Raw genomic sequence first — 25,445 nt, 5'->3', positions numbered from 1 at the left:
GTACTGAGGGATAGCAATGAACTTTGACATGAATAGCTGTTGGTCGCGCGCTGTTGAGCTGATCCAGGCGAATTTTCAATTGCTTCTTATTGTCGCAGCGGTCTTTTTGCTGCTGCCCAATGTCGCGATTTATATGCTGGTCCCCAACATGCAGGCGTTGGTTGACCCCATGGCGGACCCTGATGTGGTGGCCGCGCAAATGGAAGGTTTGATCGGGCCATTGATTGGCGGCGGGTTGTTCTCGTTGGCGTTTCAACTGGCAGGGTATTCGGCAATGGTTGCATTGATGGGCGACAACCGCCCCACCGTTGGCCAAGCCTTGGGCACAGGGGCCAAGACCGTGCCAAGCCTGTTTGCCGTTACCCTATTGTTTTTTGTCATGTATTTCTTGGGCGCGATGGTGATTATCGTGCCAATCTCGCTTCTGGCAGGGCTTGCCGGGTCTGCGGTGTTCGGGATTATCGGGGTTATCCCGGTTGTGCTTTTCGTCGCATGGCTTGCGGGCCGCGTATGCATGGCGATGCCTGTCATGGTTCTGGAGGGCACTCTTAACCCGATCACCGCGATCACCAGAAGTTTTGCCCTGACCAAGCCAAAGCAATGGCCGATCATCGGGTTTTGGGCGATCATCATCATTGTGATGATCGTGGCCAGCCTGATTTTCACAGGTGTATTTGGCGTCATCGCAGCGCTTGCCGGGACGGGGCTTGTCTCTGCCATGATCCTTGGCCTTGCGAGCGGTTTTACCGGCATGGTTTACGGCATGGTTTTGTGCGGTATCGCAGTGGCAATGTACGGCCAATTGGCAGGTCCAAGCGAAGCCGCGATCGAGGACACGTTCGGGTAAGGGCAAAGGCGCGCCTTGAAAAGCGCGCTTTAGAACGTCGGCGGATCAATCACTGATTGATCACCGCGCCCCACTGGCCTAGCGGCATTGCCAATGTCCCAAACCCAGCCTCCACCTCAAAGCAGCGCTTTACCGCCTGCCGATCACACCCAAGGTCATAGCGCCATTTCCAACGGGCGCATGGCGCTATTGTTTATGGTCATGCTGGTTGCGGCGGCTGGCAACACGGCAATGCATTCGGTCATGCCTTCGGTGGGTACGGCTCTCAAAATCGATGATGTCTGGATCAGCCTTGCTTATTCATGGTCGGCTTTGCTGTGGGTGGCGTGCGCGCCCATCTGGGCGCGGCGTTCCGATAAACGCGGGCGCAAGGCGATGATGGCGCTGGGGCTGATCGGGTTTATCGCCTCGATGTCGCTGTGTGCCGCTGTCCTTTGGGCAGGGCTTTCCGGCTGGCTTGCAGGCACTTGGACGCTTATCCTGTTTGCCATCGCCCGCAGCGCCTATGGCGGATTTGGCAGCGCGGCCCCGCCAGCCGTGCAAGCCTATGTCGCCGCGCGCACCCCGCGCTCTGAACGCACCAAAGCGCTGTCGCTTGTCGCTTCAAGCTTTGGCCTTGGCACAGTGGTGGGTCCCGTCCTTGCCCCGCTGATGATCGTGCCCTTCTTTGGCATTGGGCTGACGGGTCCGTTCTGGTTCTTCACTCTGGTGGGCATCATTGTGCTCATCCTTGTGCGCCTTCGCCTGCCCAATGATGAGCCGCAGTTTGCCGCGCGCGGGAAAACCTTTGGCGATCCAGGGGCCGGGGTAAACGATTCCGATGCGATGAACGAACGCGATAAAGACGATCAGGAGGACGATGAAGAGGAAAGCGACCCCGCGCTTCCGCAAGGCGATCAGGCTCGCCTCAAATGGTTTGAACCGCGCCTTCGCCATTGGGTCATCGCCAGCCTTTTTGGCGGTCATGCGCAGGCGATGATCATGGGGATTGTTGGGTTTCTTGTGCTCGACCGCCTGGACCTGCGCGATAACCTGACCGAAGGAACAAGCTTGGTAAGCCTTGTTCTGGTGTTTGGAGCGCTTGCGACCTTGCTTGCGCAATGGGGCATTATCCCGCGTTTCCAGATTGGGCCGCGTGCTGCCACCTTGTGGGGATTGGTCGTCGCAGCTTTTGGCACAGCTATTCTGGGCGTTGCAGATACGGTGCTGACGCTGTCTCTGGGCTTTGCCATTGCCTCGCTTGGCTTTGGATTGTTTCGCCCCGGCACCACCGCAGGCACATCGCTGGCGGTCACGCGCGCTGAACAAGGGCAGGCATCCGGCATTGTCGCAAGCGTTGCAGGCGCAAGCTTCATCTATGCGCCCGGCCTTGGCGTGTGGCTTTATTCTATCAACGACTGGCTCGGCTTTGGTGCGATCATCGCGGTCTGCCTTGGCGTTGCGCTGGTGAGCTGGCTCAACCTTGCGCGCGATGAAGTGCTGACCACAGACCGCTGAGTGTGAGGTCAACGGATAGCCGCTAAAGCAGCTTCAGCACCTCTTCTTGCGGTCGGCAAATCGCAACGCCCTTGTCGGTTTCCACCAAAGGACGCTCGATAAAGATGGGGTCCGCTGCCATCGCATCCAGAACCGCGTCAGCATCCGCATCAGGCAGCCCGCGTTCTGTCGCATCGGTTCCGCGAATACGAAGGCCCTGATTGGGGGTGATCCCGGCGTCCTTGTAAAGCTGCGCAAGTTTTTCGCGGGTGGGAGGCTGTTTCAGATATTCAACCACGGTCAATTCCACATCATCGCGTTCTTCCAATATGGCGAGCGTTTTGCGCGAAGTGCCGCATTTCGGATTGTGCCAGATGGTCGCTTTCATGCCGTTGTATTCCTCAGTTTTTGATCAGCGCGCCCATAGCTTCGACGGGGCAAATTTGCCACAGGAATAGAATATGCGAATTATTCGCAATATTTGTCTTGCAGTTGCGAATGGCTTGCAATAGCAGAGTGGCCGGACATCATTCTAGGGGAATATCTTGACTACTCATCTCGCCCGCACCGCGCTTCTTATTGGCTGTGCCGCAATCGCGTTTCCTGCCGCTGCTGAGACAAAAACCGAATCAGATGCTGGACGCAATGCTCCGCTGATCACTGACGCAGGACCGATCATGGAAACGCAGGGCAATGACATCCTTGTAACCGGCGACATCCTCCAATCCTCTGCCGTCAATTCGGTCAAGACACCGACCCCGATTATCGACGTGCCGCAAAGCCTGTCGATCACAACTGAACAGCAGATTCAGGATCGCGGCTGGGTCAGCATTGGCGAGATCATCGACTACACGCCCGGCGTAAACACATCTCAGGGCGAAGGGCACCGCGACGCAATCGTCTTTCGCGGCGTTCGCTCCACAGCCGACTTCTTCATCGATGGCGCGCGCGATGACGTGCAATACTATCGCAGCCTCTATAATATCGAGCAGGTCGAAATCCTGCGAGGTCCCAACGCTTTGCTGTTCGGTCGCGGCGGTGCAGGCGGCGTTCTCAACCGTGTGACCAAGAAAGGCGAATTCAACACCAACTTTGCCGGTGGCCAGGTCGCGGTCGACACCTTTGGCGAATTCAGCGTCTTTGCCGACTTCAACCTTTCATCCTCCGATACGGCCGCCTTCCGCCTTAACGCGGCCTATGAAAGCCTCAACAACCACCGCGATTTGTATGATGGCGAACGGATCGGGATTAACCCAACAGCGCGTTTTGCCTTGGGCGAAGACACCATTGTCGATGTGGCGTATGAATATGCCAACCACCGCCGTTTTGTGGATCGCGGAATTCCCACCGGCGCAGATGGCCGCCCGGTCGAAGCGCTTGACCGTGTGACCTTTGGCACGCAGCAAGAAAACTTCAACGATCTGGAAGCGCATATCTTACGCGCCAATGTCGCCCACAATTTTTCCGACAATTGGAAAGGCGTCTTCAACGCGTTCTATGGCGACTTTGACAAAGTGTATTCGAACTTCTTCAACTCTGACTATGACCCGGCCACCAACCGGATCGAGCTTGATGGATATATCGACAGCACCTTTCGCGAGAACCTGATCCTGTCGGGCAATCTGATCGGCGAATTTGAAACCGGCTCGCTTGCGCACACGCTTTTGATCGGCGGGGAATACATCAACACATCGTCAGATCAGGACCGCTTCAATTCGCGCTTTGACACATCTGTCCAGGACGCAGCCAATGGCGTGGTTGACCCCTTCTTTGGCGCAGCGCGCTCCGATCTGGCGATCTTCTTTGCCAACCGCCCGCTTGCCCTTCGCGCAAACACCGGCACACTTGCCGACGGGCGCACCACGACCAATGATTTCACCACCGACCTCAATGATTTTACACAGGTCGATATCGACGTTGTCTCGCTCTACATTCAAGATGAGATCGAGATTACCGACTGGCTGAACGTGATTGTGGGCGGGCGCTTCGACAGCTTTGACATCACCGTCAACAATGTCCCCGCAGCCGAAATCCGCACCCGCAAGGATGAAGAGTTTTCGCCGCGCGGTGGTATCATCCTCAAACCGCAAGAAAACATCTCGATTTACGCCAGCTATTCGGAAAGCTTCCTGCCGCGTTCAGGCGAGCAGTTTACCGATATTAATGGCGCCAACAATGCACTTGATCCCGACCGGTTTGAAAACCTTGAAGCAGGCGTCAAATGGGATTTTGCGAACGACCTTAGCCTGACAGCGGCGATTTTCGAGATCCGCCAAAGCTCACCTCAGCCCAATGACAATGACGCGGCAACGCTCGATATAATTGACAGCGAAATCCAAGGGTTTGAATTGCAATTGCAAGGCGAAGTGCTGCCCGGCTGGACGGTGATTGCGGGATATTCCTATCTCGATGGCGAACAGGTGGACCGCCTTGGCCCAACCGACCTTCGCCCGCGTGAATTGCCGGAAAACACGTTCTCAATCTGGAACCAGGTGGAAGTCACTGAGCGCTTTGGCATCGGGCTTGGCCTGACGCATCAGGACGAAAGCTTCGTCAACAATGGCAACACCGCCGTTCTGCCCGCATATACGCGAATTGACGCCGCCGCATTTTATGATGTGAGCGACAATGTGCGCGTGCAGGTCAATATCGAGAACCTGACTGACACAACATATTTCCCCAATTCACATTCGACACACGAAGTAACCGTCGGCGCGCCGCTCAATGCACGCTTCGCGATTACGGGACGTTTTTAAGGATCAGAGACTAGGCTCAGGGTTCTTCGGAACTCGGAGCCACTCTGAGCGCTGGAACAGCTTGCGCTGCGTCGTCTGCGTCAATCGCAGGCGCGGGCGCTGCGCTGATGCTTTCCTGGCGCTGTGTCACGCGCCCTGCACGCTCAATCGCGCTGACAAGGCGCGGATATACGCCGCAGCGGCAATCATTGGGGATCGCCTCTTCGATTTCAGCCCGGCTGGGCGCGGGGTTTCGGGTGAGGAGGCCCGCACCTGCCATCACAATGCCCGGCGTGCAAAATCCGCATTGTATCGCTTGCTCTGCCACCATGGCCTGCTGCACCGGGTGAGCCCGGTCACGCGACAGTCCTTCGATCGTGGTGATAAAGCGCCCTTCCGCCTCTGCCAGAGTAATCCGGCAAGAGCGAAGCGCGGCCCCATCGACCAAAACGGTACACGCCCCGCATTCACACGTCGCCCCGCCGCCACCGTTCTTGGTGCCAGTCAGGTTCGCCGCCTCGCGCAGCGCGAAGAGCAATGGCATATCCGGGTCGAGATCAAACTCAACCGGACGCCCGTTCACTGTCATCCTAGGCATGATTGACCATCAAGGCGATTTACCATCGAGGTGAATGGAATGAGAAAAATGTGAACGCGCAGCCCGCCTTAATGGCGCCAGCTGTCGTCGATCTTGTCGATGCGGCGCTTCCACGCTTCAAAGTCGAAGACGCCTGCCCCGCCCTGGCTGGCCATGACTGAAAGATCGCGCTGGTGGACGTCGATCACCTCTTGCGGCACAACCTGCGGCTCGCCTTGGGAAAGGGTTGCAACCTGAATTTCGCAGGCGCGTTGCAGCGCCCACATCTTCACAAACATGCCCTGAATGGTGCCGTCCATGACAACCGGGCCATGATTGCGCAGCATCAAAATGGTGTGGTTGCCAAGGTTTTGCACCAAACGGTCGCCTTCTTCGGCGCGCACCGTCACGCCTTCAAAGTCGTGATAGCCGATCTGGTCCTGGAAATTGCAGGCGTAAAAGCTGATCGGGCGAAGGCCTTCCTTGTGGCTGCAAACCGCCATGGTTGCGGTCGTGTGCACGTGGCAAATCGCATCAGCGCGCCCGCCCAAATGTTTGTGAAAATGCGCGTGCTGGGTGAAGCCCGCTTTGTTCACCATGTATGGCGAACCGCCCACATTGTTGCCCTCGACATCGATCTTCACAAGGTTCGATGCGGTCACTTCGTCATAAAGAAGCCCAAACGGGTTGATGAGGAAGGTGTCCTCTTCGCCCGGCACTTTCAAAGAGATGTGGTTGTAGATCGATTCGCCCCAACCCATGTGGTCGAAAATCCGGTAGCATGCGGCCAGATCAAGGCGCGCCTGCCATTCTTCCTTGCTCACTTGTCCCTCTAAGCTCTCAGAAGGCTTCAGTTGGGTTGCCATGGAACTATCCCTTTCTCAAATATCTTTGGTGCCCTTATCGCACTAATCTGCCCATCGCGGCAAGCATCTCTGCGCATAGGCGGGTACCTGCTGTTTTGGCCTGCCGTTGGAAGTTCACAAGGCCTTGTTTGAAAAGCGCGAAGGTGAATTGCTTTGCGCCAACGTGTTTGGCCGGATAAGCCCGCGCCTTCCATGAGCAAATCCGCCTCTGCCCCATCATCAGATACATCTGCAAAGCTCGCCACAGGCAGCGTGATCGGGCACCTGATCGGGCAAACTCTGCCTGCGATCATCGGTGTCTCGGCGATCATGTCAATCGGGCTGGTGGATGCCTATTTCATCGGCCAGTTGGGTTCCGATGCGCTGGCTGCGATTTCGTTCATTTTCCCTATCACCGTCGCGCTTTCTTCCATCGGTGTGGGGGTAATGGTCGGGATCAATTCGGTCGTTGCAAGAGCCCTTGGCGAAGGGGATTTTGAACGCTGCGCACGGCGGGCGAATTTTGGGCTGATCTTTGCGGTTCTGATCGGTGTCGTCATGGGCCTGGTGCTTTTTGCCCTGCTTGATCCGCTGTTTGCGCTTATGAATGCCCCCGATCATCTGCGGCCTCTCATCCTTGAATATATGCAACCCTATGCGATTGGCTTTCCGCTGGTCCTTGCAATAATGGGTTTTAACGGCGTGCTTCGCGGTCAGGGCGAAGCGAAGAAAACCAGCATTGTCTCGGTCAGCTATGCAGCGGCCAATTGGGTGCTCGACCCCCTTCTCATCACCGGCGCATTTGGGTTCGAAGGTTATGGAATTGTCGGCGCCGCCTATGCGACGATCATCGGATACTTGATCGGCGTTGTGGTGGCGTTCGTGTTGCTTCGCCAGACTGACCTGCCGTTTGACCCATCGCTTATCCGCGAGGGAAGCTGGGTTGATCCAGCGGTATCGATCTTGCGCGTGGCAGGCCCTGCCGCCTTCTCCAATTCGATCAACCCGATTGGCCTTTCGGTCCTCACTGCCGTAATCGCGACCCAGGGCGAAGCGGCGGTCGCAGCCTTTGGCGCAGCGGGACGTTTGCAGGGAATTGCGACTGTCCCGTTGCTCGCATTGTCGGGATCAATCGGGGCGATCGTGGGCCAGAACTGGGGCGCGCGCGAATATGGCCGCGCCCGAAAATCCGCGCTTTATGCCTTTGGCTTTTGTCTTGTCTGGGGCCTTGCGCTTGTCGCTGTCACAGTACCGATGGCTGAATGGTTTGCAGGCTTCTTTAGCCAAGACCCAAAAATCATTGAGCAGTTCGCGCTCTATATCCAGATCGCTGCGTGGGGATATGCAGGCTTTGGCGTTTTGATCGTTTCAAACGGCATTCTCAATGCGATCGACAGGGCCTCTTTTGCGCTGAGCCAATCGGCGGCCCGTGTTTTCCTCGTCATGCTGCCCTTTGCATGGGTGTTCCTTGCCAGTTGGGGCAGCGCTGCTGTCTATTCCGCTGAACTTGCTGCCAATATTTTCGGCGGCCTGACCGGCGGCGCGCTTGCCTATTGGTTGCTTGCGAAAAGAGCGCCCGACAAACACAGCAGTTGATGCGAAAGCCACTGCATCACGCAGGTAACGATAAGTCCCGCAAGATAGGCAATCGTTAACCATCCCCGTTCATAAGCGACCTCCGAAGTGACATCTCTTTACAGGTGACACCCCAATAAAAGCGGTTCGGCAACGAACAAAGGGCACGCGCAATATGGACGACCTGCTGGCGGATTTCGTCGCAGAAACACGCGAAATGCTGGAGGCAAGCGCAGGCGAAATTGTCGCTTGGGAGGCCAATCCAGCAGATAGCGCGCGTCTCGACACCATTTTCCGCTTTGTCCATACGGTCAAAGGCAATTGCGGCTTTTTCGATCTTCCCCGGCTCGCCACGCTCAGCCACGCCGCTGAAGATGCGCTGTCTGATTGCCGCTCGGGTAAGCGCCAGCCCGATCAACGACTTGTCACCGCCGTCTTGGCCATCATCGACCGGATTGTCGTCATGGTCGATGCAATTGATGCAGGTGAAGACCTTCCCAATGGCGGGGATGAAGCGCTGATCGCAGCGCTTGAAGCGGACGGTGTGCAAAATGCGGACGCAACCGCGGCTGCAAACACGTTTTCCCAAAGCAACACGGCTGAAGATAAGGGCCCTGCACAAAACACGAAGAGAGCCGATGGTGTCGGGGGCCAGCGCTCTATTCGCCTGCCTGTCGATCTGCTTGACCGGGTGATGAGCGGCGTTTCCGATATGGTTCTGGCCCGCAACGATCTGGCCCACCGCCTGCGCCAAGCCGGCACTCAGCCCATGATCGACGGCCCTTTTGAGCGGCTGACAGCGATCCTTTCCGATGTTCGCGATGCCATCACGCGGATGCGGATGCAGCGCATAGAAACCTTGTTCAACGCATTCCCCCGGCTTGTCCGCGACCTTTCCAATGATCTTGGCAAACAGGTGATGATCGATCTGGAAGGCGGCGATGTTGAGCTTGACCGCGAGATGATCGAGACGATCCGCGATCCGCTCACGCACATCATCCGCAATTCCATCGACCACGGCATCGAACCACCGTCTGAACGCCTTTCCCTTGGTAAACCTGAGATCGGGTTTTTGTCGATCACTGCGCGCCAATCAGGAAATATGATCCTGGTTGTGGTCAGCGATGATGGACGCGGCCTTTGCGAAGACAATATCGCAGATAAAGCCGTCGCAACCGGCCTGATCACCAAAGCTCAGCGAGCCGCAATGAACCGCGATGCGATTTTACAGCTCGTCTTTCAGCCGGGCTTTTCAACCGCAGAAACAGTCAGCAATATCTCAGGACGCGGGGTTGGCCTTGATGTGGTGCGCCAGAATCTGGGACGTGTTGGTGGCACCATATCGGTCAAATCAACCAAAGGCGTTGGCTCGCAGTTTACCCTGCAAATCCCTTTGACACTCAGCATTATCGCCGGGCTTACCGTGGAGACCAGCGGCCAGCGTTTTGCCATACCGCAAAGCTATATCGACGAAATCATACACTCCTCATCAAAGGCGCTCGATTTCACTCGGGTGGGCGAAACCGCGCTTGTCACGTTCAGAGGCAAGCGCGTGCCATGCCTCCACCTGCACAAAGTTCTTGGCCTTCCCCCAAGCACGGTGGCTGAAAGCGAACACACGATGGTCATGCTTCGGCTGGCGAATGGGGATTTGTTTGCCCTTGCGGTCGATGGGATCCATTCCCACGGCGATATCGTGGTGAAACCTCTTGCGCCTGCAGTGATGAAAGCGGGCGTTTATGCTGGCTCCACCCTGCTTGATGACGGTCAGCCCGTCTTGCTGCTTGATGTGACCAACATTGCCTCAGAGCAGAAAATCACCTCCGACCTCAGCAGCAGTGTTCTGCAAAGCGAGGGTGATTTTGCTGAGGCACAATTGGGTCAAGCAGGCCGCGCTATGCTTTTCAAAGACTTCGAAGGCCGCCGATGCGCTGTCCGTTTGGAGCTTGTTCAACGCATCGAGACCATCGCGATGGACGCGGTTGACCGCACCGGCACCCAAATGCGCGCTATTCTCGATGGGCAAATCCTGCCTTTGGCTGGACTTCCCAAAGACCCGATTGAGCTTCAAAAACTACGCCTGCTGCACCTCAACGATGGCACGATGCAATTGCTTTACGCTGTGCGCGCGGTCGAAGAGGCGATTGACCTTAGTGGCGATCTTAAGCCGGTAAGAGACGAGCAATCGGTCGAGGCTGTGATCCTGGTAGGGGACAAAGCCACGGGTGAAAAAACCGTCAGACTACTTGACGGGCACGACTTGTTCGCCCGCTTTGGTGAAGCGCCTGAGAGCGCGGCAAAGCCGGTCTGCCGCATACCCGATGGCGATTGGGCACGCACCGTTCTTGCGCCGTTAGTTGTATCAGCGGGATACGATGTCGCATCCGATAGCGATGCTGTGGAAGACGTTGCGATCTACTTTGAAGATCAAGCCGAACCCTCAGGCGATCCGGGCACCGCATCAACCACTCCTGTTGTACGCCTTCGCGATGCGCCAGAGGCCAGCGGGGATGCAGACACCGTCTACAAATATGACCGAGAAGGCCTGATCAAGGCGCTTCGTAAAGTTCGACGCGCAGGAGGGACCGCCACATGAATTCGCTCCTTGTCATGGCGCTTATCGCAGGGCGCCGCTGTGCATTTCTAGCGCCAGAGGTGCAGTCTGTGATCGAGATCGCGGCGGTCACCCCAATCCCGCGCACGCCCAGTTACATCACCGGCCTTACCGCTCTGCGAAGCCAGGCATTGACGGTATTGGATTGCCGGACCGCGATGGGTTTTGACGCAGACAACTTTGCAACCGATCACCGCGCTATCGTGGCCAGCTTTCATGGAGACGCTTACGCTTTAAGAGTGGATGCAATCGAGGATATTTGCACCGCCATGAGCGAACCCGCATCCGTTCCGGGTGGGTTTGGCAAACGGTGGTCGCGTGTTTCCAAAGGCTTGATCGAAACTCGGGTGGGGCCTGCACTCTTGCTAAATCTTGAAAAAATAGTCGACGGGCACGCAGCAAACGACATGGCCGCTTAATTCAATGCTTACCTTATCGGCATACCGATAAGGGTTCTGGCTTCGGGGAATAATAATGAAAACCTGCCTTGTTGTTGATGATTCTAAAGTGATCCGAAAGGTTTCGAGGCACATCCTTGAAACCTTGGGATTTACTGTGGGTGAGGCCGAAAACGGTCAATTGGGTCTGGATGCGTGTGACAAGGCGATGCCTGACGTCATTCTGCTGGATTGGAATATGCCGGTAATGACCGGGATCGAGTTCATCACTCACCTTCGCAAAAGGGATGGCGGGGATAAGCCGAAGGTGGTCTTTTGCACCACGGAAAACGATGTTTCCCATATCCGCGAAGCGATCAGCGCTGGTGCTGACGAATATGTAATGAAACCTTTCGACCACGAAACGCTTCAGATCAAACTCCAGCTTGTTGGCTTTGCATGAACATCCCGCCCAGCCCTCCTTTCGGGAAGGCAGGTTCTAAGCCTTCGTCAACGGCTCCTGCCTCACCTCGAATCCAGAGCCGCATTCAGCGTCTTGCTGAGGGTAAGGCGGGTTCGCTCATCCGAGTGATGATCGTCGACGATTCGCTGACGGTGCGCACAATTTTCCGCCGCATGGTGGAAGGCGATCCCTCAATGGAAATCGCAGGAACGGCAAGCAGCGCCGAGCGTGCCATCGCGCAAATCAAAAAAGAGCCAGCCGACGTCGTCCTGCTTGATCTGGAGATGCCGGGCATTGGCGGGCTCAAAGCGTTGCCGGACCTTCTTGCAGCAGCTCCGGGCGTTCAAGTTCTGGTGGTGTCCTCGCTCACCCAAGATGGCGCAGAGGCAACGGTTGAAGCGCTTTCAAACGGGGCAGCAGACACCTTGCAAAAACCGCGTCCCGGCGGCTTTACTGAAGACTATCGCAGCCAGCTCCTGAGCAAAATTCGCGCGCTTGGTTCTGACGGGACTGATGCGGCATCATCCGCTGAACAAATGGGCGCACTGGCTGGGACAGCATTGGACGCACAGGCCACATCGGGCTCTATCACGCCAGCTCTTAAGACCCCGAGGCTCAAACGGCCTGACGTGATCGCTATTGGAGCCTCTACCGGGGGCATCCACGCGATCAACCTCATGCTGCGAGAGCTTTCTCCTTCATGCACCTTGCCCATCTTGATCACTCAGCATCTTCCGAGCAATTTCATTCCGGTTTTCGCCCGCCAGATCGAAGTTGCGAGCGGGCGACCGACCAAGATTGCCGAAGATGGAACCGAGATACGCGGGGGCGAAATCGCTATTGCGACCGGTCATGGCCATATGCGCGTGTCCCGCCTTTCTGACCGCCTGGTCGCTCGCACCTCTGCTGAGCCAGCGGTGAGCGGCTGCTTGCCGTCAGTTGACCCAATGCTCAAAAGCCTGGCGGAGGCCTGCGAGGGCCGCGTTCTTGCCATTATCTTGTCGGGCATGGGCCGCGATGGATTCCACGGCGCGCAAAGTCTGGTCGAGGCAGGTGGCTCCATCTGGGCACAAAGCGCAGAAACGTGTGCGGTCTGGGGAATGCCGGGCGCAGTCACAAAAGCAGGCCTCACAAGCTTTGTCGCTACGCCTCAAGGCTTGGGCCAGGCAATCATGGCAAGGCTTGCCGACAAAGCGGTGCCCCGCGGCGGAGTTCCTGCCGCGTAACCCGCGGCGATTTGCTCATGGAATTTAGCCAAGCCTCCTACAAGATCATCTCTGATCTTTTGGCCCAGCGGACCGGGCAACAGTTGACCGATAGCCGCAAATGGCGCCTTGAATCGGCGCTCTCAGGCGTTTTTCGGCGGCACGGCATTGCCAATATCGATCAGCTTGTGTGCCTGCTTGGTGCCGCTTCCCAGCCATCCCAGTACAACGATCTGGCGGATGAAATCGTCGAGGCGCTTCTCAATAACGAAACCTATTTCTTCCGCGACAAGCCCACATTTGATCAGATCCCGTTGGAGGTTTTACCCGAATTGAAAAAGCGCCGCCAACGCGAGCGGCGTCTTTCAATTTGGTGCGCGGGATGTTCAACCGGCCAAGAGGTCCACAGCCTTGGAATGCTGTTTGAAGAGCAAAAAGGTCTGTGGGCTGGCTGGAACATTGAAATCCTGGGAACTGACATTTCCAACAAGGCGATTCAGGTCGCCCGCAAAGGTCTATACACCCAATTCGAAATTCAGCGCGGCCTTGGTGTGTCGGCAATGCTCAGCTATTTCGATGAGGCAGCAGGTGGTTGGCAGATGCGCGAGAATGCACGCCGGCATAGCCGATTTGAAGAGCACAATATCCTTACGCAAAGCCCGGGTCGGGGGCGATTTGATCTCATCTTATGTCGCAATGTTCTGCTCTATTTCGGTAGCGAGAAACGCGCGCTTGCGTTCCAGCGGCTTTCCAATGCGCTTGCCAATGACGGATTTCTTATGCTGGGCGCTGGCGAAACCGTGTCGCCGCACACCGATGCGTTCATCCCCTCGGGCAAACGCGCCAGCATTTTCGAACTGCGCAGCTCCATCCAGGGGGCCGAGCCCACCGCCCAATTTGCATAGATGCAAGTAAGTAGATGCACATAGGCCGTGATTCTAAGTCTTACGCCCGCATTGCGTAGCTCAAACAGGCCCACATTTTACCGGGCGTTAGCCATTCATCTTTAGCGTGAACTGCTGGCGATCAGGAATGATCGCGCCTCTAAGGGAAGCTGAGTGCCTCAACCATCCAAACCACTGCGTTTGACCCCAACAGGATTGGTGCTGCTTCCGCTCGCCACCGTCTCATTGGTGGTTTCGGCAATCGCTTTGGTGGTTATTGCAAGCGAGAAGCTGTCATTAATTGACACAAGCCTTTTGCTGATCGCAGGAGCCTTCCTTTACGCAGCAACAGTCTTTTTCCTGAGCCGCAGCGGCGTTGCCAATGTCCGCGAATTGGAGCGATTGGGACGCAGAGATACCCTCACAAACCTCCCCAATCGCAGCGCTTTACGAAGAGATATCGCCAATCTTGCCCAAAGCGGTGAGGAGGTTGCTCTGGCGGTATTCGACCTTGACGGGTTCAAGCTCATCAATGATCGTTTCGGCCACGAAGAAGGCGATGAATTGATCAAGCAATACGCTGTGCTTATGCAGGAATTGATTGGCGATGAGGCGCGCTGTTATCGCCTTGGCGGTGATGAATTTGCAAGCCTCGCCAGCGGCCCCCTGGCAGGCACAATCCTCGAAGGTCTGTGCCGCAAAATACTTGATCGGCTTCAAGCGCCCATTGGCGTTGGCGAGCGGGAACTGGCGATTGGCGCAAGTGTCGGCCTTGCCACAATCACCACTGATTTCAGCCTTGATCCAGCAGAGTTGATGCGCCGGGCGGATGTGGCGATGTATATGTCAAAGCGCAGCGGCAAAATGCGCTGCACCTGGTTCAATTCAAGCTTCGACAAACGCCGCGAAATCGTTCGCGATCTCGAAGATGGCTTGCGCGAAGGCTTGAAAAAGGGCGAGTTTGAGCTTGCCTACCAACCCCTGGTAGATGCTCAAGATGGCCGCATCGTCGCGGTTGAAGCTTTGCTGCGCTGGAACCGGTCTGACGGGAAGCCAATCGGCCCCAATGTGTTTATTCCGGTGGCTGAAGAAGCAGGGATCATCAACTCAATCGGCCTTTGGGTCTTGCAAGAAGCCATGACCATGGCGCGCGGTTGGCCCGGGATCACCTTGTCGGTCAACATATCCGCTGCGCAATTGCGCAATTCCGAATTTGCAATCAATCTTGGCGAGATACTCGAAGAAACCAGCTTTCCTCCGCACATGCTCGAGCTGGAGGTGACCGAAACCTATCTTGTGCTCGACCCCCATGTCGCTGAACGCACTTTGGATGTGATCCGCAAATTCGGGGTCAGGATTTCGCTCGATGATTTTGGCACAGGCTACGCTTCGATTGGATTTTTGCGCCGGTTCCGGTTCGATAAACTGAAGCTTGATCGAAGCCTTGTGGTTCAGGCCTCCCTTGACGAAGGAAGCCGTGCGATGATGCTATCGAGCATTGCGGTCGCCCGTGCGCTTCAGATGGACGTGACCGCTGAAGGTGTTGAAACCAACGATCAGGCTGATCTGGTGCGCTTGGCAGGGTGCGATCAAATTCAGGGGTGGCTTTATTACAAGCCTATGCCTGCAGCGCAGATCGATGCTCTGATTGATCGCCAAACCGCACAAAGCGACAATGAGACAGAGATGCGTTTGGAAGACTCGCTGCCCTGCGCAAATCGCGAGCCCACGCAATGAGCGCATTGCAAGAAATCGCAATTGACCTTGAGGCCAGCCGGGCAGCCGATCCAAAGCGAGCAGACGGCGGCCTGCAAACAGGTGAAGGAGGTGTCCTGGAATGGCTCAAAGGTCTCTCCATTGGTCGCAAAATCACATTGTTTTTCAGCGTCAATTTGGCGCTTGCGCTTCTCGGCGGTGTCGTTTTCATTTTCGCTTTTGTTGAGCTCAACAAGCAAACGCAGCAGACAACCAACTCGCATCGGAGCGCCTTTTTGGCGGAGCGTGTTGTGGCCGACCTGACCGAGGCCGAGCATCAGATAAATAATCTTGTCAAAGCAGGCGATCCAACGACTGGCGCAGTGGCTCTGTCACGGCTTGATAGCGCGCTGGTATCGCTTGGTGAATTGCAATCGACGACGCGAAATCAAACGGCTCAGGGCCAAAAGATTGAGCGCCAATCAGACGCAAACTCCGCTCAAATTGCGCAACTCACCACTTCGGTATCGAAGCTGCGCGAAGACCTTGGTGATACCATCATACGTTCGCGCGCAATTGGTGCGAGCACACTTGGCATAAGCTCTGCTGAAATGGGTTCATTCGATTTGGATACAGCCCAAGCGCTTGCCAAACAGCTTGAAGCGGATGCCCTGCAAACGGCATCGTTCAACAGTTCCTTGATGACGAGTGTCCTCGCTTTCTGGATCGCGATTGTCATCATACTTCTTGCCCTGACCTTGATGGCGCAGCGATTCTTTGACCGGCACGTAAGCGCTGCATTGTCCGGGCTCGCCAATGTGATGACGCGCCTTTCATCGGGCGAACAGATCGAGAAATTCGAGCACGGCAACCGCGCTGATGAAATTGGCCAGATGACCCGCGCCGTGATGGTTTTCCAACGGGCAGCCATCAGGCTCGAACGGCTGAGCCTTGAGCGCTCGCAAAAGGCGCGCGAACAGCTTGAAGAACAAGCCCGCGTCCAGCAAGAGCGCGAAGCAGCAAGGACCGAGCGAGAGCAGACCTTGCGCAAAATCGCCGATTCTTTTGAACGCAAGATCGGCGATGTCGTTGGTGAAGTCGCCGCCGCATCCAGCCAGCTGCAAACAACCGCAACCTCAATGGCGGCAAGAGCACAGCAAACATCAACCCGCACAAGCGAGGTTTCCTCCGCAATGCAGGACGCCAATTTCGGAGCAACAGCGGCAGCGTCGGCATCTGATGAGTTTGCGGTATCCATTGGCGAAGTCAGTCGGCAGGCTGAATCTTCCGCGCAGCTCGCACGCAAGGCCTCCGCATCGACCCAAGAAGCAGATGAGACCATCGCCAAACTGGCGGCAAGCGCGCAGCAGGTCGGGCAAATTGTCGAGCTTATCCAGACCATTGCGCAGCGCACCAATCTGCTTGCATTGAACGCCTCTATCGAAGCGGCACGCGGCGGCGAGGCGGGACGCGGCTTTGCCGTGGTCGCAAGCGAGGTGAAAGAGCTCGCGATGCAGACCAGCCGGGCCACGGAAAAGGTGGCTAAACAGATCCGCGAGATGCAGGAGACCACCGGGGCCAGCGTTGCGGCTTTGCGTTCGATTGCCATAGAAGTGGAAGGGCTTGAACGCGTGGCCGTCGAAATGGCAGGCGCGGTCAATCAGCAAAGCTATGCTGGCCAGGACCTTGCGCGCAGCATCGATATGGCCGCGCGCGGAACCGCAGAAGTCTCTGAGCATATTAAGGAAGTGCAAGAGCTTTCCGCATCCACGGGCAATGCTGCAAGTCAGGTGCTCTCCAGCGCGACCGCGCTCCAACAGCAGGCAGCAACTCTGCGCAGCCAGGTGAACGGCTTCCTTGACGAAGTGCGCGCGCCTTAGGCTCAGGACCCTAAGCTTCTATCGCAAAGCCAAATTCAGACCTTCCCCCGCAAGCCTTCTTGCGACTATTGATCGTTCCCAAGACAAATCCATGGGAGCACACGATAATGACAGAGGCCGTTCAGCGCCCGCAAGCAGGCCCGCAATCTGGCACGCAATCTGGCCCACAATCTGGCCCGCCAACGCATTGCACCGCCGCGCAATATGAAGAGATGTATGCCCGCTCGATTGCAGATCCCGATGGTTTCTGGCTTGAGCAGGCGGAATGCCTCGATTGGGCGAGCCTGCCGACAAAGGGCGGGAATTGGTCCTATGATCCGGTCGCGATCAAATGGTTCGAAGATGGCTCCTTGAACCTGTGCCACAACGCGGTTGACCGCCATGTGGACGCAGGGCGCGGCGATGTCACCGCGCTGATCTTTGAACCCGACAGTCCCGATAGTCCGGGGCGCACCCTTACCTTTAAGCAATTGCAATCCGAGGTGATCGCCATGGCCAATGCTCTTAAAGCGATTGGCGTTACCAAAGGCGAGCGCGTCACGATCTATATGCCGATGGTGATCGAAGGGGTCACCGCCATGCTCGCCTGCGCGCGGATTGGGGCCATTCACTCTGTGGTCTTTGGCGGCTTCTCCCCCGAGGCGCTGGCCGGGCGCATTCAGGATTGCGGCTCGCGCTTTGTTGTGACCGCTGATGAAGGGTCGCGAGGATCAAAGCCCATCCCGCTCAAAGCCAATGTAGATGCCGCGATTGAAATCGCCAATAGGGAAGCTGGCGCAGAAGCGGTCGATGGCGTTCTGGTGGTAAAGCACACCGGCGGCGAAATCACGATGCACGAGGGCCGCGATCAATGGTTCCATGAAGCCAGATCCGATGCCGCTGTCCCGTGCGAGGTTATGGACGCAGAAGACCCGCTCTTCATCCTTTACACCTCTGGCTCCACCGGCAAACCCAAGGGCGTGCTCCACACAACCGGCGGATACGGCGTTTGGACGGCGACAACGTTTCACTACATCTTTGATTACAAACAAGGCGAAGTGTTCTGGTGCAGTGCCGACATTGGCTGGGTCACGGGCCATTCCTACATCGTTTACGGCCCGCTTTTTAACGGGGCGACACAGGTCATCTTTGAAGGCGTTCCCAACTACCCCGACCATGGCCGTTTCTGGGATGTAGTGGACAAACACAAGGTCAATATCCTCTACACTGCCCCCACCGCGATCCGCGCCTTGATGCGTGAAGGCGACGATTTTGTGACCAGCCGCGACCGCTCTTCGCTGCGCCTCCTTGGCACCGTGGGTGAGCCGATCAATCCGGAAGCCTGGCGGTGGTATTTCGATGTCGTTGGCGATCAGCGCTGTCCCATTATCGACACGTGGTGGCAGACGGAAACGGGCGGCTGTATGCTGACCACCCTGCCCGGTGCGCACGATATGAAACCGGGAAGCGCTGGCCTGCCGATGTTCGGGGTGCAATTGGAATTAGTCGATAATGAAGGCGCGGTTTTGGAAGGCGCAAATGAAGGCAATTTGTGCCTTACCCATTCATGGCCCGGCCAGGCCCGGTCGGTCTATGGCGACCACGAACGCTTCATCCAAACCTATTTCAGCACCTACAAGGCCAAGTATTTCACCGGCGACGGATGCAAGCGCGACGCCGACGGTTATTACCGTATCACAGGCCGCGTTGATGATGTGATCAACGTGTCTGGCCACCGCATGGGAACCGCCGAGGTGGAAAGCGCATTGGTGCTCCACCCCCTCGTCGCCGAAGCCGCCGTGGTTGGCTATCCGCATGATATCAAAGGACAAGGAGCTTCGTGGCCATGTGCGCAAGGAAATCGGCCCGATTGCAACGCCCGATCATATCCAGTTCACCGATGGCCTTCCCAAGACCCGTTCGGGCAAGATCATGCGCCGGATTTTGCGCAAAGTGGCAGAGAACGATTACGGCTCGCTTGGCGATACATCGACGCTGGCTGATCCTTCGCTGGTAGAGCGTTTGATCGAAGGGCGGCAAAACCGCTAAGGCTCTTGCCCCCGAAACGGGATCAAATATCGTCGCCAAATTCGGCGAGCAGTTCGAGATACTCCGCATCGCGAACCAGCAATGCGCGACCCTCGCGTGCGATGATCCCCTGGCTTTCCCATTCGGACAGCAGGCGGCTGACATTTTCGCGCGCCAACCCTGCAAAAGCTCCCAGATCGTTCTGACTTGGGTTGTAGATAAGCTGTCCATCATCGCGGTTTTGATCGACAAGGCGCACCAGCGCGCGCGCAAGCCGTGGTCCCATGGAGAACGTCCGGTCGCTTTCCACCACAAGGTTCAATTGCCGCACCCGCCGGGCAAGTTCGCGCATGACCCCCACAACCGAGGCGGGGCTGGTCGAGACGGTTTCCAGAAACGTGCTGGTTGGCAATAACAACGCCTCGGACGGGACAACCGCTGTGACCGATGCTGTGCGCGGGCCGCTGTCCAGAAGAGCAATTTCGCCGACGAGTTCGTTAGGCGCGCTGTAGTTCAGAATAATCTCGCGACCGCCTGCGCTCACAAAACTGATCTTGAGCGCGCCCGATAAAAGATAGACCGCAAAATCGCCATCCTCATCGCCCTGGTTGATAAGGACATCGCCTTTCTTCAACGAGCGGCGGGTCGATTTGGCAAGCAAGCGCTCCAACTGCTCAGGCGAAAGCGCGCGCAGGAGGCTGTCGGGTGCGAGCGTATCAATGATGGTTTTGGCCGTATCCATATTTGCGTTTCCCCCAAGCACCACAACCAAATCCGCACTCTCAAGCGTTACCCCTGAGAGGCGGATTTCGAAAGTATCAAGCACCTTGGCTTAAAAATTTTAGGCTGAATAGTGATGCTCATCACATACCCAAAGAACGACCCTGCCTAAATCACCCCCATGCTTACGACGTCATGCAAACGCCGTCACGCATAGCGGGGGGAGCATACGCGGGGGCAAAAGAAGGCGACCCGAGCGGAAGGGGGTGCACCCTTCCGGCGCCTGGCCCACACTTCGGGGGGAAGTGTGGGCCTTACCCGCAAATCAGAGGTGCTGGGCCTTACTCGCCATTTCCTACTGCAAGAGCGCTTGCTAACGCATGAGAATGCTTGCTTGTCCTCGCCCAGGTTTAATCGCTTTTCCCGATCAAAACCCGCGTTTTCAATCGAACCGATTTCTTGCCTTGAACAGTGTGTCAAGTGTGTCAAAACTTGCGTTTAATCGCGGGAATAGAAAGGGTTGTGGCTTTAAGGGGCTTGGCACGCAAGGAACGCCCAGTTTCGAACTCGCAAGAGTTCGCAAGGGCGACCGCCCGCCCGCAGATGCTCCGAACCCTGAACGCATTTCAGGGGGAGGAAATTGCAGCAAGGAAAAAAGAGGTGGCGCGCCCTGCAGGATTCGAACCTGCGGCCTCAGGATTAGAAATCCCGTGCTCTATCCAACTGAGCTAAGGGCGCGCATCGTTTGTGCCAATAGGGCGCCCCATAGCGTGCTTTGCGTCAGTTTCAAATCGCGCTAACGGCTGAGCAATGGAAAAAGACCAAACCTCTTCGGATCAAAGCCTAGACAGGGGCGCTGCATTCGACACCGATCCTTATGACGGGATACAGGCGACCAGCCACGCGCCGGTGACGTTCAAATACTATGACTTTGTCATGGCGGCCTTTGTGGCGATCCTCTTGCTGTCGAACATCATTGGCGCTGCGAAGACGACCTTTGTCGAAGTGCCGTTTTGGCCCGATGGGTTGTGGCCTGCGTCCGATGGCGTATTTGTCTATGGCGCGGGGATCCTGTTCTTCCCACTGGGCTATGTGATCGGCGACGTCCTGACCGAAATTTACGGCTTTGCACGAGCGCGCCGGGTCATCTGGACCGGGTTTGCCGCGATGCTGTTCCTGGCGTTTATGAGCTATGTCGTGGTGGCCCTGCCCCCGTTTGATGACTGGCGGTGCGCGGCGAGCGGCTTTGACGGGCAAGGCCCATTGACCGCGCGCGGCGGCGGTGATGTGCCCTTGGGCCAGATTTGTCAGGAAACCTATGTCTCGGTCTTTGGCAATGCATGGCGCATTGTGGCCGCCTCCATCATCGCCTTTTGGGCGGGCGAATTCGTCAATTCCTATGTGATGGCCAATATGAAGGTCTGGACCAAAGGCAAGGCGCTTTGGACCCGCACGATTGGGTCGACCGTTGTGGGTCAGGGTGTCGACAGCCTGATCTTTTACCCGCTTGCGTTCTACGGGATCTGGAGCACCGAATTGGTCGTCACGGTGATGATCACCAATTGGCTGTTGAAGGTCTTTTGGGAAGCTGCTTTGACGCCGGTAACCTATTTCGTGGTGGGCAAGCTGAAGAAGGCTGAAGGCGTTGATCTGTTCGACACAGACACCGATTTCTCACCTTTCTCAACCAAGAAGGCTTAACGGCTCTTGGCTTTACGAATTTCGTCATCGGCGACGACTTCGACGATCCAATCAAGGCCAAGCCGCCCGGCGAGCAGCTTGATGTCCTTCTCGGTCGAGAAGCCAAACAGCGCCGCCTGGCTCTGCGCCAATCGCATGGTGAGCGTGCCGTCCTGAACGCTCAACCGGCTTTCCTGCAGCGATCTTCGCGATCCTGCGCCAAGCCGCCGTGCCAGCCGCACAGCAAGGCCCCAACACACCGCTTCTTCAAGCGCTTCCTCGCTTGCCAAAGCGGTCACTTCGCTGGGCAATTCGAGCACATTGCCGTTGGCAGCAATGGCCGCTGCGAGCATGGCGCGCTCCTTGCTGTCAAGCGCGATCCAGCGTTTGTGCAAAGCCCAGTCGATGGCGTGGGGCACGCGGATATTGGGTTCGATCTGCATCGATGCAAGCGCCAGCATGGTTGCAGCCATGCGAAGCCTCTCGCTGCCATGGCTCTTGCTGCCAAGAACACGCGAGGGCGCAGCATCCACCGTCCACCCGGCGATACGCGTCGCCAAAATCGTAGGCGCGCCGCGCTGTGCTGCGAAAACCGAAATGCCGGCCAGCAGCGGGTCGCGCGCCTGCGTGTGCTCGGGCAGCGAGGAGTAGAGCAGGCCTTCGCGAATTCCCCAGGAGGAAAAGATGATCCGGCTAGGCTCAAACCGCGAAAGCATCGCCTCTGCCAAGACGGACGCGTCAGGCAGCTTTTCTGCACGCATCGTCGAAATCCGCTCGCGCATCTTGAGGCTTTCCATCGTCTCATTGGCAAGCGCCTTGCCCAAAAAGCGCTTGGCCTGCTTGGGATCAAGCTCAAAGCCATGCGGGTCAGAGAGCGGGTGGCCTTCCTCTTGCATGACATAAACGGCCATGGTGCGAAGCGTGCCGCCGACAAGGTAAAGAGGTTCACCCTTGACGATATCAGGCGCGCCTTTCTTGAGAGCTTTTTCAAGCGCGTTTCGCATATCACTGCGCGAGTTCCCGCGATAATCGGGCAAGCGCAAAGTGCCAAGCGGCAAGGAGACCGGATCGCGCACGCCCTCGTCGCCAATCCGAACAAGCTCAAGGCTTCCCCCGCCCAAATCGGCAACTGTACCGCGCGCGCCGGGAAATGCGCCGATGATGCCATTGGCGCTCAAACAGGCCTCTTCTTCGCCAGAGACAATCCGTGGATCAAACCCAAGCTTTTTCAGCTGGCGTATGAATTTCTTGCCATTGCTGGCCTCGCGCACAGCAGCAGTGGCGACCGTGTCGACGTGCTCAACTTTCAAGTCTTCCAAAAGCAGCGCGAACCGTTTGAGCCCGCGCATCGAAAGGTCGATCGCTTCGTCTGCAAGCACACCTTCGCTTGCGATGTCTCGCCCAAGCTTGGCCGTCACCTTTTCGTTAAGCAGCACGGTGGGCGCACGCATGGAGCCGCCATAGATCATCAGGCGAACTGTGTTGGAGCCGATATCAATGATTGCACGGCCCGGCGTATTTCCCGAGAACGTGCCGTCGCGACCAGCCCGGCGCTTCGCCGAGCTCACCCAGCGCGCCCTTTGCGTAACGAAAGTTTGGGCACCCCGCCCGCTTCTAACGCGCCGCCGCGACCTGAAAGGGAAGGGTTAGTCATAAAATATCTGTGGCAGTTAAAGGGCTTGCTGTCACCTTCAGGGGCCTGATCGACCCGTGCATAACTGCCATCTGAATGAAGCCACCAGCTTTGCTCCACATCGAGCATATTGGCGAGCAAGACCTGTTGCAGAACCTGATCATGCACCGTGCGGTTAAGGATCGGGATCAGCGTTTCCACCCGGCGATCAAGGTTGCGTTCCATGAGATCTGCAGAAGCGATATAGACCAAGGCGCCGGGGCTGGGCATCGGCTTACCGTTGGCAAAGGCATAAATGCGGCTGTGCTCCAAAAAGCGGCCGATGATCGATTTGACCCGGATGTTTTCAGAAAGGCCCGGCACGCCCGGCTTGAGACAGCAAATACCACGCACCACCAATTCCACGCTAACCCCGGCATCGCTCGCCGCATAGAGACGGTCGATCATGCCCTTGTCGGTGATCTGATTGCACTTGAACCAAATCGCCGCAGGCTTGCCTTCTTGCGCGTTCGCGATTTCGGCATCGATCCTTTCAAGGATTCTTTCACGCAGGTTAAGCGGGGCAAGAGCGATGCGCTCAAGGCCTGCTGGTTCAACATAGCCGGTTACGAAATTCATCATCTTCGCAGCATCCCGGCCCAATTTGGGATCCGCGGTAAAGAAGCTCATATCAGTGTAAATCTTGGCGGTGACAGGGTGATAATTGCCAGTGCCAAAGTGGCAATAGGTGCGAAATCCCTTGTCCTCGCGCCGCACCACCATGGATATCTTCGCGTGGGTTTTCCAATCGGTAAAACCATAGATCACCTGCACACCGGCGCGTTCCAGCTTGGTCGCCCACTTGAGGTTCTGCTCCTCATCAAAGCGAGCCTTAAGCTCAACCACAGCTGTCACAGATTTACCGTTTTCAGCCGCTTCGATCAGAGCATTGATCACTGCCGACTGGGAGCCTGCGCGATAAAGCGTCTGTTTGATCGCCACAACATCGGGATCGACCGCAGCCTGACGGATAAAATCGACTACCACCTCAAAGCTTTCATACGGGTGGTGGACGATCATATCTTTCTCGCGAATGGCGGAAAAGACGTCTCCGTCGTGCTCTCTCACGCGCTCTGGATAGCGCGGCGAATAGGCATCGAATTTCAAATCCGGACGGTCTTCTTCAACGATTTCCGCAAGGCCATCGATACCAATCATGCCATCGGTCTTGATGACCGCGGCTTCGTGCACGCCCAATTGTTCAAGCAGGATTTCTTCGGCCTTGGGGTCAAAGTCCTCTTCAATCTCGAGCTGGATCACCTGGCCTCGCCGACGGCGCTGGATGGCGCTGCGGAAGGTGCGTACAAGGTCCTCTGCCTCTTCCTCGATTTCAATATCGCTGTCGCGCAGGACCCGGAACAGGCCATCGCCCTCGATAGTAAATCCGGGGAAGAGCTTCCTTGCATAGCGCTGGATGAGGCTGGCGATAGAGATGTAAACGGCCTCCCCTGCCCCAGCGATATCGCCGGGCACACGCACGAAGCGAGGGAGCGCTGAGGGGATGAGGATCATCTCGATAATCTGTTCGCGATCTGCCTCGCGCGTGAGCGTAAACAGCAGCCCCATCCCTTCGTTGTGAACGAAAGGGAACGGATGCGCAGGATCGAGCGCTTGCGGCGTTATGATCGGCAGAATTTCATCCCGAAAGAACGCCTCAAGCCACGCATGAGCCGCCGGTTCCACCCGTTTCTCATCTGCGATATGGATACCGGCCTCTGCAAGAGCGGTATTGAGATCGAGCCAAATGTCTTGCTGCCGCGAAGAAATAGAGGCGAGCTTCTCCCTGATCGCGGTCAATTGCTGAGTGGGCGAGCGGCCATCGATCGCGGGCTTGTCAATTCCGCGTTGGGCTTGCCCCACAAGGCCCGCCACACGGATCATCATAAACTCGTCCAGATTGCTCCCCGATATGGAGAGAAAGCGCAAACGCTCAAGCAGCGGATAACGTTGATTGAACGCTTCGGCGAGTACGCGTTCGTTAAAGGCCAACCATGAAAGCTCGCGATTGAAGTAACGATCGCTTTCCGGGACGGAGAAAGGCTGGGGCACAGATGGCGGGGACGCGGCCGAGACAGCGGGCTGCGCGCTTTGTTCGCCATTTGCTGTCTCAACGATGTTCGGGCTGCTCATCTGGAACCTGCCTGCCTATGTGCGTACCTGTCTACCTGCCAACGGCTTTCCAAATGGAGATTG

Annotated in this window: 18 protein-coding genes, 1 tRNA gene and 1 pseudogene; 13 read left to right on the top strand and 7 right to left on the bottom strand. The window is 56.9% G+C overall.

Annotated features, from left to right (window positions below):
- The first annotated feature begins 16 nt into the window (after window positions 1–16).
- Together EH31_RS08230 and EH31_RS08225 are read left to right on the top strand one after the other, a co-directional pair.
- Window positions 17–847: a hypothetical protein gene (locus EH31_RS08230; RefSeq protein ID WP_034959679.1), complete on the top strand. Its 831-nt coding sequence runs from the start codon at window positions 17–19 to the stop codon at window positions 845–847.
- A 93-nt stretch (window positions 848–940) separates the two neighbouring features.
- On the top strand, window positions 941–2,344 hold the full coding sequence (locus tag EH31_RS08225; RefSeq protein WP_034959677.1) for an MFS transporter: 1,404 nt from the start codon (window positions 941–943) through the stop codon (window positions 2,342–2,344).
- A gap of 22 nt (window positions 2,345–2,366) precedes the next feature.
- On the opposite strand, the gene arsC is transcribed toward EH31_RS08225, so the two are convergent.
- The gene (arsC, locus tag EH31_RS08220) at window positions 2,367–2,711 is read right to left on the bottom strand and encodes an arsenate reductase (glutaredoxin) (protein WP_034959675.1); all 345 of its coding nucleotides are present in this window, start codon (window positions 2,709–2,711) and stop codon (window positions 2,367–2,369) included.
- A 157-nt stretch (window positions 2,712–2,868) separates the two neighbouring features.
- Between arsC and EH31_RS08215 the strand changes: the two genes are divergently transcribed.
- Window positions 2,869–5,079 (top strand): TonB-dependent receptor, encoded by a 2,211-nt coding sequence (locus EH31_RS08215; RefSeq protein WP_241765870.1) that lies wholly within the window; start codon window positions 2,869–2,871, stop codon window positions 5,077–5,079.
- A gap of 16 nt (window positions 5,080–5,095) precedes the next feature.
- Here the strand turns inward: EH31_RS08215 and EH31_RS08210 are convergent, their stop codons facing one another.
- Both EH31_RS08210 and EH31_RS08205 read right to left on the bottom strand, forming a co-directional pair.
- Window positions 5,096–5,656, bottom strand: coding sequence for a (2Fe-2S)-binding protein (locus EH31_RS08210; protein ID WP_034959671.1), 561 nt, complete (start codon window positions 5,654–5,656; stop codon window positions 5,096–5,098).
- Window positions 5,657–5,724: 68 nt separating this feature from the next.
- The gene (locus EH31_RS08205; RefSeq protein WP_034959670.1) at window positions 5,725–6,501 is read right to left on the bottom strand and encodes a class II aldolase/adducin family protein; all 777 of its coding nucleotides are present in this window, start codon (window positions 6,499–6,501) and stop codon (window positions 5,725–5,727) included.
- 192 nt (window positions 6,502–6,693) lie between these two features.
- On the opposite strand from EH31_RS08205, the gene EH31_RS08200 reads away from it, so the two are divergent.
- From EH31_RS08200 to acs, 9 genes and pseudogenes are all read left to right on the top strand, one after another.
- Complete coding sequence (locus EH31_RS08200; protein WP_051699075.1) at window positions 6,694–8,076, top strand: MATE family efflux transporter; 1,383 nt, start codon at window positions 6,694–6,696, stop codon at window positions 8,074–8,076.
- A 154-nt stretch (window positions 8,077–8,230) separates the two neighbouring features.
- Window positions 8,231–10,651 (top strand): chemotaxis protein CheA, encoded by a 2,421-nt coding sequence (locus EH31_RS08195; protein ID WP_034959669.1) that lies wholly within the window; start codon window positions 8,231–8,233, stop codon window positions 10,649–10,651.
- Window positions 10,648–11,088 carry a chemotaxis protein CheW gene (locus tag EH31_RS08190; protein ID WP_034959667.1) on the top strand — a complete coding sequence of 147 codons (441 nt, stop codon included), beginning with the start codon at window positions 10,648–10,650 and terminating at the stop codon, window positions 11,086–11,088. The genes EH31_RS08195 and EH31_RS08190 overlap by 4 nt, the downstream gene beginning before the upstream one ends.
- Window positions 11,089–11,143: 55 nt before the next feature.
- Window positions 11,144–11,509, top strand: a complete 366-nt coding sequence (locus EH31_RS08185) for a response regulator (RefSeq protein ID WP_034959666.1) — start codon at window positions 11,144–11,146, stop codon at window positions 11,507–11,509.
- A gap of 128 nt (window positions 11,510–11,637) precedes the next feature.
- A complete protein-coding gene (cheB, locus tag EH31_RS08180) occupies window positions 11,638–12,735 on the top strand; it encodes a chemotaxis-specific protein-glutamate methyltransferase CheB (RefSeq protein ID WP_051699074.1) in 1,098 nt (365 codons plus the stop codon).
- A gap of 17 nt (window positions 12,736–12,752) precedes the next feature.
- Complete coding sequence (locus tag EH31_RS08175) at window positions 12,753–13,619, top strand: CheR family methyltransferase (RefSeq protein ID WP_034959664.1); 867 nt, start codon at window positions 12,753–12,755, stop codon at window positions 13,617–13,619.
- A 153-nt stretch (window positions 13,620–13,772) separates the two neighbouring features.
- On the top strand, window positions 13,773–15,335 hold the full coding sequence (locus tag EH31_RS08170) for a putative bifunctional diguanylate cyclase/phosphodiesterase (RefSeq protein ID WP_241765869.1): 1,563 nt from the start codon (window positions 13,773–13,775) through the stop codon (window positions 15,333–15,335).
- On the top strand, window positions 15,332–17,173 hold the full coding sequence (locus tag EH31_RS16870; protein WP_051699073.1) for a methyl-accepting chemotaxis protein: 1,842 nt from the start codon (window positions 15,332–15,334) through the stop codon (window positions 17,171–17,173). The genes EH31_RS08170 and EH31_RS16870 overlap by 4 nt, the downstream gene beginning before the upstream one ends.
- Window positions 17,174–17,280: 107 nt before the next feature.
- Window positions 17,281–19,201, top strand: a pseudogene (gene acs / locus EH31_RS08160) (acetate--CoA ligase).
- A gap of 22 nt (window positions 19,202–19,223) precedes the next feature.
- On the opposite strand, the gene EH31_RS08155 reads toward acs, so the two are convergent.
- Window positions 19,224–19,922 (bottom strand): Crp/Fnr family transcriptional regulator, encoded by a 699-nt coding sequence (locus EH31_RS08155; protein ID WP_034960080.1) that lies wholly within the window; start codon window positions 19,920–19,922, stop codon window positions 19,224–19,226.
- Window positions 19,923–20,561: 639 nt separating this feature from the next.
- Window positions 20,562–20,638, bottom strand: a tRNA-Arg gene (locus tag EH31_RS08150).
- 72 nt (window positions 20,639–20,710) lie between these two features.
- Here EH31_RS08150 and EH31_RS08145 point away from each other — a divergent pair.
- Window positions 20,711–21,601 (top strand): queuosine precursor transporter, encoded by an 891-nt coding sequence (locus EH31_RS08145; RefSeq protein ID WP_081853304.1) that lies wholly within the window; start codon window positions 20,711–20,713, stop codon window positions 21,599–21,601.
- Here the strand turns inward: EH31_RS08145 and EH31_RS08140 are convergent.
- Entirely contained in the window at window positions 21,598–23,148 is a 1,551-nt protein-coding gene (locus EH31_RS08140; protein WP_034959662.1) for a Ppx/GppA family phosphatase, read from the bottom strand. The genes EH31_RS08145 and EH31_RS08140 overlap by 4 nt on opposite strands.
- The gene (locus tag EH31_RS08135) at window positions 23,145–25,382 is read right to left on the bottom strand and encodes an RNA degradosome polyphosphate kinase (protein ID WP_081853303.1); all 2,238 of its coding nucleotides are present in this window, start codon (window positions 25,380–25,382) and stop codon (window positions 23,145–23,147) included. The genes EH31_RS08140 and EH31_RS08135 overlap by 4 nt, the downstream gene beginning before the upstream one ends.
- Window positions 25,383–25,445 lie beyond the last annotated feature (63 nt).

It is taken from the genome of Erythrobacter longus (genome assembly GCF_000715015.1).
GTDB classification, from domain to species: domain Bacteria; phylum Pseudomonadota; class Alphaproteobacteria; order Sphingomonadales; family Sphingomonadaceae; genus Erythrobacter; species Erythrobacter longus.
Note: the sequence above shows the minus strand (reverse complement) of the source record. Positions and strands in the feature narration are given on the sequence as shown.

What these genes read in the sequence shown, in the direction of transcription:
- EH31_RS16870 (WP_051699073.1), top strand. Translation starts at nt 15,332, where the DNA reads ATGAGCGCATTGCAAGAAATCGCAATTGACCTTGAGGCCAGCCGGGCA.
- EH31_RS08195 (WP_034959669.1), top strand. Translation starts at nt 8,231, where the DNA reads ATGGACGACCTGCTGGCGGATTTCGTCGCAGAAACACGCGAAATGCTG.
- EH31_RS08205 (WP_034959670.1), bottom strand. Translation starts at nt 6,501, where the DNA reads ATGGCAACCCAACTGAAGCCTTCTGAGAGCTTAGAGGGACAAGTGAGC.
- EH31_RS08190 (WP_034959667.1), top strand. Translation starts at nt 10,648, where the DNA reads ATGAATTCGCTCCTTGTCATGGCGCTTATCGCAGGGCGCCGCTGTGCA.
- arsC (WP_034959675.1), bottom strand. Translation starts at nt 2,711, where the DNA reads ATGAAAGCGACCATCTGGCACAATCCGAAATGCGGCACTTCGCGCAAA.
- EH31_RS08185 (WP_034959666.1), top strand. Translation starts at nt 11,144, where the DNA reads ATGAAAACCTGCCTTGTTGTTGATGATTCTAAAGTGATCCGAAAGGTT.
- EH31_RS08135 (WP_081853303.1), bottom strand. Translation starts at nt 25,382, where the DNA reads ATGAGCAGCCCGAACATCGTTGAGACAGCAAATGGCGAACAAAGCGCG.
- cheB (WP_051699074.1), top strand. Translation starts at nt 11,638, where the DNA reads ATGATCGTCGACGATTCGCTGACGGTGCGCACAATTTTCCGCCGCATG.
- EH31_RS08230 (WP_034959679.1), top strand. Translation starts at nt 17, where the DNA reads ATGAACTTTGACATGAATAGCTGTTGGTCGCGCGCTGTTGAGCTGATC.
- EH31_RS08145 (WP_081853304.1), top strand. Translation starts at nt 20,711, where the DNA reads ATGGAAAAAGACCAAACCTCTTCGGATCAAAGCCTAGACAGGGGCGCT.
- EH31_RS08210 (WP_034959671.1), bottom strand. Translation starts at nt 5,656, where the DNA reads ATGCCTAGGATGACAGTGAACGGGCGTCCGGTTGAGTTTGATCTCGAC.
- EH31_RS08225 (WP_034959677.1), top strand. Translation starts at nt 941, where the DNA reads ATGTCCCAAACCCAGCCTCCACCTCAAAGCAGCGCTTTACCGCCTGCC.
- EH31_RS08155 (WP_034960080.1), bottom strand. Translation starts at nt 19,922, where the DNA reads ATGGATACGGCCAAAACCATCATTGATACGCTCGCACCCGACAGCCTC.
- EH31_RS08175 (WP_034959664.1), top strand. Translation starts at nt 12,753, where the DNA reads ATGGAATTTAGCCAAGCCTCCTACAAGATCATCTCTGATCTTTTGGCC.
- EH31_RS08200 (WP_051699075.1), top strand. Translation starts at nt 6,694, where the DNA reads ATGAGCAAATCCGCCTCTGCCCCATCATCAGATACATCTGCAAAGCTC.